The organism is Thermostichus sp. OS-CIW-26, from assembly GCF_054058395.1.
Genome location: NZ_JBSSAG010000008.1, coordinates 92,182 through 102,218, shown reverse-complemented (window position 1 = coordinate 102,218; position 10,037 = coordinate 92,182). Strand labels below are relative to the sequence as shown.

The 10,037-nt window shown below is 57.6% G+C and carries 12 protein-coding genes, 1 tRNA gene and 1 other RNA gene; 6 read left to right on the top strand and 8 right to left on the bottom strand.

The features are described from left to right. Nucleotides 1-185: helix-turn-helix domain-containing protein (locus tag ACVW0C_RS05620; RefSeq protein WP_457384584.1), on the bottom strand; the 185-nt coding region annotated here is incomplete at its 3' end. A gap of 266 nt (nucleotides 186-451) precedes the next feature. Then, the gene (gene atpC / locus ACVW0C_RS05615; RefSeq protein WP_011433800.1) at nucleotides 452-865 is read right to left on the bottom strand and encodes an ATP synthase F1 subunit epsilon; all 414 of its coding nucleotides are present in this window, start codon (nucleotides 863-865) and stop codon (nucleotides 452-454) included. A gap of 306 nt (nucleotides 866-1,171) precedes the next feature. Between atpC and ACVW0C_RS05610 the strand changes: the two genes are divergently transcribed. Beyond that, nucleotides 1,172-1,810 (top strand): Crp/Fnr family transcriptional regulator, encoded by a 639-nt coding sequence (locus ACVW0C_RS05610; RefSeq protein ID WP_457384583.1) that lies wholly within the window; start codon nucleotides 1,172-1,174, stop codon nucleotides 1,808-1,810. 80 nt (nucleotides 1,811-1,890) lie between these two features. Here ACVW0C_RS05610 and ssrA read toward each other — a convergent pair. Beyond that, nucleotides 1,891-2,292: a transfer-messenger RNA gene (ssrA, locus tag ACVW0C_RS05605) on the bottom strand. 100 nt (nucleotides 2,293-2,392) lie between these two features. On the opposite strand from ssrA, the gene ACVW0C_RS05600 reads away from it, so the two are divergent. Beyond that, nucleotides 2,393-2,464, top strand: a tRNA-Lys gene (locus ACVW0C_RS05600). A 2-nt stretch (nucleotides 2,465-2,466) separates the two neighbouring features. Here the strand turns inward: ACVW0C_RS05600 and gatC are convergent. From gatC to ACVW0C_RS05585, 3 genes are all read right to left on the bottom strand, one after another. Further along, a complete protein-coding gene (gatC, locus tag ACVW0C_RS05595; RefSeq protein ID WP_414400282.1) occupies nucleotides 2,467-2,760 on the bottom strand; it encodes an Asp-tRNA(Asn)/Glu-tRNA(Gln) amidotransferase subunit GatC in 294 nt (97 codons plus the stop codon). A gap of 97 nt (nucleotides 2,761-2,857) precedes the next feature. Further along, nucleotides 2,858-3,379 (bottom strand): photosystem I assembly protein Ycf3, encoded by a 522-nt coding sequence (locus tag ACVW0C_RS05590; protein WP_414350803.1) that lies wholly within the window; start codon nucleotides 3,377-3,379, stop codon nucleotides 2,858-2,860. A gap of 193 nt (nucleotides 3,380-3,572) precedes the next feature. Next, complete coding sequence (locus tag ACVW0C_RS05585; protein WP_414375195.1) at nucleotides 3,573-3,857, bottom strand: chlororespiratory reduction protein 7; 285 nt, start codon at nucleotides 3,855-3,857, stop codon at nucleotides 3,573-3,575. Nucleotides 3,858-3,980: 123 nt separating this feature from the next. Between ACVW0C_RS05585 and trpS the strand changes: the two genes are divergently transcribed. Then, nucleotides 3,981-4,976, top strand: a complete 996-nt coding sequence (gene trpS / locus ACVW0C_RS05580; RefSeq protein ID WP_414375193.1) for a tryptophan--tRNA ligase — start codon at nucleotides 3,981-3,983, stop codon at nucleotides 4,974-4,976. 27 nt (nucleotides 4,977-5,003) lie between these two features. Here the strand turns inward: trpS and ACVW0C_RS05575 are convergent, their stop codons facing one another. Then, nucleotides 5,004-6,017, bottom strand: coding sequence for a DMT family transporter (locus ACVW0C_RS05575; RefSeq protein ID WP_414523192.1), 1,014 nt, complete (start codon nucleotides 6,015-6,017; stop codon nucleotides 5,004-5,006). Between the two features lie 95 nt (nucleotides 6,018-6,112). Here ACVW0C_RS05575 and truB point away from each other — a divergent pair, with 95 nt between their 5' ends. Next, nucleotides 6,113-7,012 carry a tRNA pseudouridine(55) synthase TruB gene (gene truB, locus ACVW0C_RS05570; protein WP_457384592.1) on the top strand — a complete coding sequence of 300 codons (900 nt, stop codon included), beginning with the start codon at nucleotides 6,113-6,115 and terminating at the stop codon, nucleotides 7,010-7,012. Between the two features lie 239 nt (nucleotides 7,013-7,251). Continuing rightward, complete coding sequence (gene apcB / locus ACVW0C_RS05565; protein WP_011433791.1) at nucleotides 7,252-7,755, top strand: allophycocyanin subunit beta; 504 nt, start codon at nucleotides 7,252-7,254, stop codon at nucleotides 7,753-7,755. 10 nt (nucleotides 7,756-7,765) lie between these two features. Here the strand turns inward: apcB and ACVW0C_RS05560 are convergent, their stop codons facing one another. Beyond that, nucleotides 7,766-8,530, bottom strand: coding sequence for a TIGR03943 family putative permease subunit (locus ACVW0C_RS05560; protein ID WP_457384582.1), 765 nt, complete (start codon nucleotides 8,528-8,530; stop codon nucleotides 7,766-7,768). 472 nt (nucleotides 8,531-9,002) lie between these two features. Between ACVW0C_RS05560 and ACVW0C_RS05555 the strand changes: the two genes are divergently transcribed. After that, on the top strand, nucleotides 9,003-9,794 hold the full coding sequence (locus tag ACVW0C_RS05555) for an ABC transporter permease (protein WP_011433789.1): 792 nt from the start codon (nucleotides 9,003-9,005) through the stop codon (nucleotides 9,792-9,794). The last annotated feature ends 243 nt before the right edge of the window (nucleotides 9,795-10,037 follow it).

Sequence of the window (10,037 nt, the reverse complement as noted above, 5' to 3'; positions counted from 1 at the left end):
TCTTTCAGCTCAGGCAAGTGACAGATTAAGGGACAAGCATTGATATCACAGCGATTGTGTTCCCACCACGCAAAGCGCTCTGCCAAGCGATAGTTGTACTGCTTGCGTAACAAGTCTAGCCATTGGTCCATCAGAGCAACTTGGCTAGAAGTAGGGCGTAAGCGATACTGGTAAGCAGTTCTCATGATGAGGGTATAAAATCCTGCTACGCCGGTCATAGCACCAGTAAGGACGAAGCATCGTGTCCTCGCCTTTTATCCCGACCCTCACCCTGGATAGTGGTGAGTGGATAGTGACCAGCCACTAGTCACTAACAGAAGGCGGGGCTTCCCGCCGGTCTAGCTAACAAAGCCAATCCCCAAAGATCGAAGATGGCCCCCTGGCTGCGCCTCAGCCCCTCCATCTCTCCTGCAGCTTGAGCTCCATCTGCAGATCCCGCGCCGGGACAGGGTCAGCTTCCAGTCTTGCTGCCCATCTCGGCAGCTTGGATCAAGGCCCTGGCTCGCTGTTGATCCAACTTGGCTTGCAAGCGCTCTTGCTTGTCGCTGCTGGTATTCAAAACTTTGCTTGCTTCGTCCAAGAGGGCCTGAGCCGCTGCCTTATCCACTTTTTCACCCCGCTCTGCTCGGTTGACCAGGACGGTTACCTCGTTATTTTCGACTTCCGCAAATCCGCCCATGACCGCAATGGCCAACCACTTTCCATCGGCTTTGACCCGCATAACGCCATTGCCGATGGCGGTCAAGAGGGGGGCGTGCCCAGTGAGAATGCCCAATTGGCCCGAAGTGGCAGGGAGGATCACTTCCTCGCTGGGGGCATCCCAAACCGTGCGGTCGGGGGTAATCACACGAACCATCAGCGTCACGACAGATCTCCTGAGGGCTTGAACACTTTCGCGTCGGCGGTGCGGAGCACCCTGCTTCCGATCCTACCGGATCCGGATCCCTGCAGCTTTGCCGGGTTCTCCTTTTGTCTTTATTCTCTCGGGGCAGCCACACTTAACCTGTGCATAACTTTGCCTTTACCTCAGGCTGGAAGGGAAGCGCTAAGGTGTTGTCGGGAACACTTATTTCTCGCCCCCACCTCAGCATTGACGGCCAGACCATTGCTGTTGGTTTGTAGAAGGGAGCCCAACGACCGGTGCGCCCAGTTTCCCTAGCGGAGCCAGCTTATGCCTGAAGCAATGCCTAGCCATTTTGCTGCCGGCCTGTCCACACGGGAGCGCCAGCTGCTAGAAGACCTCTACCGAAGCCGCAGTTTATCTCCCTACACTCCTGGCCAGGTTATCCCTCTGTTTCCTGAGGAATGGGTGATCGTCTGTCGGGGCGTGGTACAGTTGACCACCCTCTATCCCAATGGCGGTGAGGCGTTGTTGGGGTTTGCCGGCCCTTCCATGCCCCTGGGATCCCCGCTGACGATGCTGGATCCCTACCAAGCTAAGGCTTTGACGGCAGTTGATGTGCTGCGGCTGCCGGCAGCAGAGGTGGAAGCCTCAGAGATCCTGAGTCAAGGGCTGCTCAAGCAGGTGGTGCGTCGGCTGCGCCAAACCGAAGCATTGCTCGCCTCGGCCGGACGGCGGCGGGTAGAGGATCGGCTGCGCCAGTTGCTCTCCCTTTTGGCTGTGGAGCTGGGATCCCCGGTTGCAACAGGGGTGCGCCTGCAAGTGCGCCTTACCCACCAGGACTTGGCCAATGCCATCGGCACTACCCGGGTCACCATTACCCGTCTCCTAAACCGCTTTCGCCAGCAGGGCTGGGTTGCGGTGGACAAAAACCGGCACCTTGTCATCAAACTCGCCCACGCTCCGTAAAACCTTTAGAAACTGAGCAGGATCTGCTCCTAGGGCATGGCTGAAAGCTGGCAGTTTTTGGCTCGTAGTTAACTGGTGGGAGATGGAGCTGACGGGAGTCGAACCCGTGTCCGAGGTGGGTACTGAGGGATCACTCATTCACAGGTTTAGCCTCTTTGACCCTCGAGGCGGGGATCGCCGTTTGGATCCCGGCGATGGGAGTTCTCCGCCTAATCTTAGTCTCTCCCTCGACGGAGCCAGAGTAGAGAGCTGCACCCGTTGGGGTTGTGATCCGCCCACTTAACGGGGTCGTGAGCAGATCCTCGAGCTCAGAGTAAGTTTTCGGTTACTGAGCCTTAGGCAGCCAAAGCAGCTGCTTTACGAGCAAAGGGTACGACGTTGTTCGCACGTACTTTTTTGAGCCTGGTGGTAACGGGATAAGCTCAATCCCGACCTGCCTCATGAACCCATGTTCGCCACCCCGTCGAAACCGTTACAGCCCCAGGGTTGACTTGAGTCCAGCATAGCAAGATTTTTGGGGATACGGCCAGAACCTTTGCGAATGTGACAGAAGCTTTGCTAATATGAAGAAGCTGCAAACTTGGGTCGGTAGCTCAGCGGTAGAGCACTCGGCTTTTAACCGATTGGCCCAGGGTTCGAATCCCTGCCGACCCATGTCAGTCTTCTTCTTCCAAAATGCGAGGCACCTTGAAGAACATGTCAGCTCGATCAGGGGCGTTGGCCAGGATCCCTTCGATATCCGGGTAGGGCTCGACTTCATCGGGGCGAGTGGGCAGTTCCATGTCCAGGACATGAAAGGTGGGCTCTACCCCCTCCGTGTCCAGCTCCTTCAGTTGCTCCACGTAGGCCAAGATGTCTGCTAGCTGCTCTGTGAACTGGATCTCTTCCTCCTCGGTCAGCTCCAGACGAGCCAAGTGAGCAACATGTTGGACTTCTTCCCGTTTCAGCATCCTCTCCTCCGGCTCCCAGATTATCGACTTGACTTAGCCCAGGGTAGCCGAGATCAACCGTTCGCGTTAACGGAACGGAGTCCTTCTGCAGGAAAGCTCAGTACACCTCCAGGTTGGCGCGCCCGGTGGTTTTCAGCCAGTTTTGGGCCTCGATGTAGTTGTTGGGGGCAATGCGAATGGCCCGAATCCAGTACTGGGCAGCCTCGTTGAACAGGGCCTCTGCTGTTTCCTCATCCCCGGCTTGCAGGCTCAGCTCGCCCTTGTGGTGCAGCAATACGGCAATGTTGTTCAGGGCAGAGCAAAGTCTTGGGTTTAACTCCAGAGCTTGGTGGTAGTGGTCGAGGGCTTTGTCAAGCTCGCCGTTGCTCTGGTAGATCAGGCCCATGTTGTAGAGAATGTAGCTGCGGTCTTCTTCCCCTTGCTCGAGGGCGAGGGCTTCTCTGTAGTTTTCTAGGGCCTCGGCGTATTCTCCTTCGCTCTGAGCGGCCATGCCATCCCGGTAGTAGGCAAAGGCTTTCTTTTCCTCGGAACTCACCCCTGGCAGCAGTTTCAGAATTAGATCGGCCATGACGGTGAAGGTCTTGTCAATGAAGTTGTCGTTCTTCATGCTGCGCGGCATGGCTGACCCCTTTTAAGTTTAGGACTAAGGATCTCTACTCTTGCGTTGTATCACGCCCAAGGCGGGATCCGAAACACAACCCCGTACTGCCCGCCCCACCTCTGGTGAGGTTTTTGCTATGCCTGCGGGAGGGGAACTGCAACGCTGCTGCAACGAGGCTGCGAACGGCTTGGCCAAGGAACTTCCGAGCCTGTTAAGACCGTGTCGAGGAGCGCTTGCTCAGGCGCACAGGATGCCACTGCACGGTTTCGCCGGGGGAAACTTCGATCTCACAGGCGGTGTCGATCAGCCGCTGTGCCTGCGCTTGAGGGGTGGGATAGCGGGCCAGATCTGCATCCACCAGGTGGGGATGCTCCTGCAACAGCCGCACGAGAAACTCCTGCAATTCCTCAGGGCTGAGAAATTGCTCCGGCAAGCCCGGTATCAGCAGCACATAGTGGTTGGCAGCACGCAACAGTTCCGGTTCAGAGTCTGACATGGTGTGGGGTTGGGCGTCTTTTTTCCATCATGAACCAACGGGTTGCGCCTCTCTTGATATCCTGAAAAAGACTTTCCTTGCTCTTGTCCTCCGTCTTGTTGGCGTTTGAGATTTGCTTTCCCTATGGCCAAGCCGCGCACCCTCTCCGGCATTCAGCCCTCTGGCGAACTGCATTTGGGCAACTACTTGGGGGCAATTAAAAACTGGGTGGCCGAGCAGGAGCACTACGAGAACTTTTTTTGCATCGTCGATCAACACGCCATCACCGTCCCTCAGGATCCCAAGCTGCTGAGGGAGCGAACCCGTTCGCTGTTTGCCCTTTATTTGGCCTGCGGTCTCAGCCTGGAGCATTGTGTGCTGTTCGTCCAGTCCCACGTGCCTGCCCATACGGAGCTGGCCTGGCTGTTCAACACCATCACCCCCATGAACTGGGCGGAGCGCATGATCCAATACAAGGAGAAGAAAGAAAAACAGGGAGAGGAGACCAGCGTTGGCTTGTTCAGCTACCCGATTTTGCAGGCGGCGGATATTTTGCTCTACCAACCCAAGTATGTGCCAGTGGGGGAGGATCAGCGGCAGCATATTGAGCTGTGTCGGGACATCGCTCGCCGCTTCAATGACCGTTTTGGAGAGGTGTTTCTGATCCCGGAGGCCCTGATTCGTCCGGAGGGGGCGCGGGTAATGAGCTTGACCGATGGTACGCGCAAGATGTCCAAGTCGGATCCCTCGGATTTCAGCCGTATCCATCTGCTGGATGACCCAGATACCATCCGCAAGAAGATCCAAAAATGCAAGACCGATCCCATTCGGGGCATTGCCTTTGACGATCCGGCTCGTCCCGAAGCCCACAATTTGTTGACGATTTACATGCTCACCTCCGGCAAAAGCAAGGAGGTGGTGGCGGCTGAGTGTGCCGAGATGGGGTGGGGGCAGTTCAAGCCCCTCCTTGCCGACAGCATCATCGCTGCCCTGGAGCCCATTCAGCAGCGCTACCGGGAACTGTGGAGCAACCCCGACCACCTGCTCGTTCTGATTCGGGAGAATGCCGCTAAGGCCCGGGCCATCGCCGAGCAAACGCTACAAAGGGTGAGAGAGGCCATGGGGTTCTTGCCCCCCTAAGGGATCCCTGCCCAAGCTTTGATGGGATCAGTCGGGGTTGCCATCGCGGATCTCGACGGTGCTCAAGGCGCTCACCAGCCAGTCTAAACCCAGCTCTGAGAGGATCCCTTTCCAGCCTAGGCGCAGGCGCTCCTGCCATTCTTGCCGGTGGTTAATCAAATACACGCAGACCAGAGTGATGCCCACTCCCAGCCATTGCAGCCGCGTCAGCGATTCCCCCAGAAAGGTGCTGCCAAACAGCAGGGCAAAGATGGGAGTGAGGAAGGTCAGGGAGCTGAACTCGGTGAGGTTTTCCTGAGAGGCGAAATAGAAGAAGAGGGCATAGGCCAAGGCGCTCCCCATCACCGAAGCGTAGAGGAGGCCCAGCCAGTGGATCCCGCTCAGGTGTTGCCATTGCTGGGTTTCTGTTAGTGCTGACAGCAGGATCAACGGCAGGCTGCCCAACACCATGTGCCAGCCCGTCGCCAGCACCGGATCTGCCACCTCCGCCACCTTGGGCATCATCACGGTGCCGATGGCCATCGACAGGGAGGCCATCAACATCCAAACGACGCCGGCCCCCAACTGCAGGGATCCCTCGCCGGATAGGCCGATGAGGCCAATGCCGAAAACTCCCAGCCCCAGGCTCAGCCAGCCTAGGGATCCCATCCGCTCGCGGTAAAACCAGGTGGCCATCAAAGCCACCGCCAGCGGCTGCGAGTCGATTAGCACGGATCCCAGGCCCGCCCCTGTCTCTTTCAGCCCTTGGGCCAAAAATCCCTGAAAACATGTGCCATCCACCAGCGCAAACGCCAACACCCATAGCCAGCCGCGCAGCCCTCTGGGATGCCAGGCGTGAGACGCAGAACCCCGCCCCTGCCAGAGCCGAAAGGCAAGAACCAGGATCCCTGCCGGCAACAACCGCAGAATGGCAATAAAGAGGGGGGTGGTCTCGGAGAGGGCATCTCGCATCACCACCATCGCCGAGCCCCACAGGAAAAAGGGGGCAATCATCAGGAGGCGTTGCCAGATAGGCTGAAAGAACAGGTCAGACTGAGCCATAGGTGCTTCAAACTTGGAGACGGAAGTTAACCCCATGTTAAGCGCTGGGGCAGCTCAGTTACAAATCTTAACTGTTGATGCATATTATGCCTGGCATGGGATCCCTGGAGGGCTTTCTCAACCTGGACAAGCCGGCGGGGCTCACCTCCCACGACTGTGTGGCAGTGGTGCGGCGGGTCTTGCGCACCCGCAAGGTGGGGCATGGGGGCACCTTGGATCCGGCGGCAACGGGGGTTTTGCCGACTGCGGTGGGACGGGCAACACGCTTTTTGTCGTTTTTGTCGGGGGATAAGGTGTATCAAGCAACCTTCCGATTGGGACAGCGCAGCGACACCGACGATGCCGAAGGGCAGATCCGGGTGGGATCCCCTTGTCCTGGGTTGAGTCGCGAGCAGGTAGAGCAGTGCTTGCGGGAGTTTACCGGCGAGATCTGGCAGGTACCGCCCCTCTACAGCGCCCTTAAGCGGCAGGGGAAAAAGCTCTACCAGTTGGCCCGGGCCGGCGTGGAGGCTGCGGAACTCCAGTTGGAACCCCGACGGGTGGTCATTCGGCAACTGCGCATCCTGGGCTGGCGAGCCGGAGACTTTCCGGAAGTGGATCTAGAAATTGCCTGTGGCCCCGGCACTTATATCCGTGCCCTTGCCCGCGATGTGGGGGAAAAATTGGGCTGTGGAGGGCTGATGAGCCGGCTGCGACGGCTGCAAAGTGGCCCCTTTCGCATCGCAGAAAGCCTGCCCCTGGAGAAATGGCAGGGATCCGCGGATCCCGCTGCCGCCCTGCTGCCCATTGAGTGGGGATTTGCCGATTGGGAGGCAGTAGAACTCTCTTCCGCCAAAGCGGAGCAGTGGCTGCAGGGTCAGGCCATTCCCCTCGACCGGCCTGTTGTCGATGCCCCTACTTTGCGGGTGCTGGACGAGGCGGGCAAGTTTTTGGGCTTGGGGTATGGTCAGGCAGGCCAGCTCAAGCCGCTGCGGGTGTTGCCGCCGGATCCCTAGAGTGTTGCAGAAAGGTTACATTTTTGTAACAACATTGGCCATTGTCTCAGAGGGAAGTGGGAAAGAAACCCCCGCATGCTAAACTTCTGAGGGCGAAGGGGAGCCTGAAGCGTCGCCGTTGCCGGGCTCTGGTTCAATTCTCCAGGGCTGACCTTTGGATGTTGTCCGGCAAAATCTCTTCTCATTTTTTCATCTCAAGCTACTTTACAAAATAAAGTCACAAGAATGGAGCTGGGGATATGCGGGATGCCGTAACCACGCTGATCAAAACCTACGACCTGACGGGCCGCTACTTGGATCGGGAGGCAATGGATGCGCTCAAGGCTTTTTACGACTCTGGGCTGCGGCGCATCAAGGCCGTAAACGTGATCAATCTCAACTCGGTGGATATCGTCAAAACGGCTGCTGCGGCCATGTTCGCCCAGGTGCCGGATCTCATCCGTCCGGGAGGCAACGCCTACACCACCCGCCGCTACGCCACCTGTTTGCGGGATATGGACTACTTCTTGCGCTACGCTTCTTACGCGCTGGTGGCTGCCGATAACAGCATTCTGGATGAGCGGGTGTTGGCGGGCTTGCGGGAGACCTACAACTCCCTCGGTGTGCCCATCGCCCCGACGGTGATTGGCATTCAAAACATGAAAACCCGCACCCTGGAGCTGCTTGGCTCTGGCGAAGACTACAGCTTTGTGGCCGAGCCCTTCGATTACCTGAGCGCTAAGCTGAGCGAAACCGATATCTGAGCGCCTACTCTCACTCGTCGGCATAGGGGTTTGGCGGCACCGGTATCGGCTCCACCTGCTCGGCAGCGATTACCAACTGAGATTGGCCATCCCGCTGCTCCACAGCCATGCGCCCCTCCAGACGCAGCCAACTGTCGGCAGTTAACTGCTCTGCCTCTGGCCAGCGCACCGGCAAGCCCACAGGGTAAGCATCGGCAGCACAGCAGCTAACCAAAAACCGGGCAATAACAAAATGGTCGGGTTGCTTGTCGGGAATGACGAACCCCTGCACCCGCACCGGCTGGTTCTCATAGGTGTAGGGATCCGGGTAAACATCCAAGGTGCGCACCCAGTCCAGCAGAGTACGCTGACGGGGGTCGAGCTTGGGGCGAAAAGCCTGCGGCTGGCTACGAGATGCTCCCAGATAGGGAGATACCCCTCGGTTGAGGGCAGTTTGGCTGGAGAGTGGTCGTGGCTCGACCCAAAACCCCAGCAGGGCCGTCAGGATCAACAGTCCTGCGCCCAGCCGCGGCCCCAGTAGCGAGGAATGGACTTCAGAAGAAGGGACTTTGGCTCCTCGCCAACGGCCAATCCCCAAGCCCAACAGACATAGCCCAGCCAACAACGCCACATTCACATAGCCGGGATTGATCAACATCAGCAGGGTGCCCCGCCAGCGATAGACGATCAGCAGGATCCATAGCAACATCAGCCCAGCCGCCTCCCAGTAGGCTGTATTGCCCCACCGCAACGGTTTGGACTCCGTCCCGCTGACGCGACCGACAGGCCGAGACATACCCTTGGTTTTCGCGTGCGGTTCCTCTGGATTTTGTTTTTCTCGAACACGACCAGAACTGCTTTTGGGCATGGGTTGCAGCTTTTTCACACCACTCCGAGCCTAAGTTTAGCAATCCTCGCGGAAGTGCCCACTGCCGGCGTTGGGGAATGCCTGTGCTGCCAATTTCCCAGTCACAGGTATCGGGTTGCCCGAATAAGGCAAGGACTCCGTCCCCCTAACGCGAACAGCAAAACATTTCGTTTGGCTCACGTTCTTTGATTGCCGTCTTTACAGCTTCAGGGATCCCATCATCAATTCAACAAATCCAGCCACAGATAACCTCACATTGATATCCCATTGATAACGGACTTTAGCGTGATGGACAGGGTTGTAGGCGGGTGTATAAAGCCTAGGGAGTTGCTGCAATTTTGGCGGTCTGCTCTACAGTGGGATAGAGACAACTGAGATACCACACACGAATGTTGGCCGAATGTTGGCAAGGATACCCACCTGGCTGCGGGGAGTCAGCTATGCCATCTATGGCTTTCTCTACCTGCCAATTCTGCTGATCGCCGTCTACTCCTTTAACCGAGCCCGCTTTGGCCTGGCGTGGACAGGTTTTACCTTCGATTGGTACCTTTCCCTGTTTCAGAATGCCCTGGTCTGGCAGGCCACGCAAAATACCCTCGTTCTGGCGTTGGTCAGCACGCTGGTCAGCACGCTGCTGGGATCCCTGCTGGGCTATGGGCTGTATCGCTATCGCTTCCCCGGTAAAAAGATCCTGCAGGGGCTGATGCTGTTGCCGGTGATCGTCCCCGATATTGTGATGGCCATCGCGCTGCTGCTGTTCTACCAGTTTGTGCGCTTTTACACGGGCCTCTTTGAGCTGGGCTTGGGGACGATGATCTTGGCCCACATTACGTTTCAGATTGCTTTTGTGGCTATTGTGGTGCGCAGCCGTCTCCAACTTTTGGATCCCGCCCTGGAAGAAGCAGCCTATGACCTCTATGCAAACACCTGGCAAAAGCTACGCTATGTCACCTTGCCCTTGGCCATGCCAGGGATCCAGGCTGCCGCTTTGCTGGCTTTTACCCTTTCGATAGATGATTTTGTCATCTCCTTTTTTACCAGTGGGCCGGAGAGCCTGACCTTGCCAATTTTGATCTACAGCACGGCGCGACGAGGAGTTACCCCGGAAATCAATGCCCTCTCCACCTTGATCATTCTGGTTACCTTGATCTTGGTCGTGGGCTTCCCCCTGCGGAGTGCTCCGCACCGCTGACGCGAACAGCCGCTCCCGCCTGGGATCCCGCTAGCCGTTCTCGACAGTTCCCCCTCTCCCCCTGAGAGAGGTTGGAGATGAGGGCGTGACATACTCCCATCGCTGACCCTACGGGTACAGCGTGGGCTTCTCGCTTCAAAGTGCTACGCACCGCTGACACGAACGGGGAGCCTACGCAAGAACCCTCCACGAGCAGACACGGAATGCCCTACCGCGTAGTTGCACCAGATTCTGGCAAAAGCC

What these genes read in the sequence shown, in the direction of transcription:
- truB (WP_457384592.1), top strand. Translation starts at nt 6,113, where the DNA reads ATGGGATCCCTGGAGGGCTTTCTCAACCTGGACAAGCCGGCGGGGCTC.
- trpS (WP_414375193.1), top strand. Translation starts at nt 3,981, where the DNA reads ATGGCCAAGCCGCGCACCCTCTCCGGCATTCAGCCCTCTGGCGAACTG.
- ACVW0C_RS05555 (WP_011433789.1), top strand. Translation starts at nt 9,003, where the DNA reads ATGTTGGCAAGGATACCCACCTGGCTGCGGGGAGTCAGCTATGCCATC.
- ACVW0C_RS05585 (WP_414375195.1), bottom strand. Translation starts at nt 3,857, where the DNA reads ATGTCAGACTCTGAACCGGAACTGTTGCGTGCTGCCAACCACTATGTG.
- ACVW0C_RS05590 (WP_414350803.1), bottom strand. Translation starts at nt 3,379, where the DNA reads ATGCCGCGCAGCATGAAGAACGACAACTTCATTGACAAGACCTTCACC.
- apcB (WP_011433791.1), top strand. Translation starts at nt 7,252, where the DNA reads ATGCGGGATGCCGTAACCACGCTGATCAAAACCTACGACCTGACGGGC.
- ACVW0C_RS05560 (WP_457384582.1), bottom strand. Translation starts at nt 8,530, where the DNA reads ATGTCTCGGCCTGTCGGTCGCGTCAGCGGGACGGAGTCCAAACCGTTG.
- gatC (WP_414400282.1), bottom strand. Translation starts at nt 2,760, where the DNA reads ATGCTGAAACGGGAAGAAGTCCAACATGTTGCTCACTTGGCTCGTCTG.
- ACVW0C_RS05575 (WP_414523192.1), bottom strand. Translation starts at nt 6,017, where the DNA reads ATGGCTCAGTCTGACCTGTTCTTTCAGCCTATCTGGCAACGCCTCCTG.
- ACVW0C_RS05610 (WP_457384583.1), top strand. Translation starts at nt 1,172, where the DNA reads ATGCCTGAAGCAATGCCTAGCCATTTTGCTGCCGGCCTGTCCACACGG.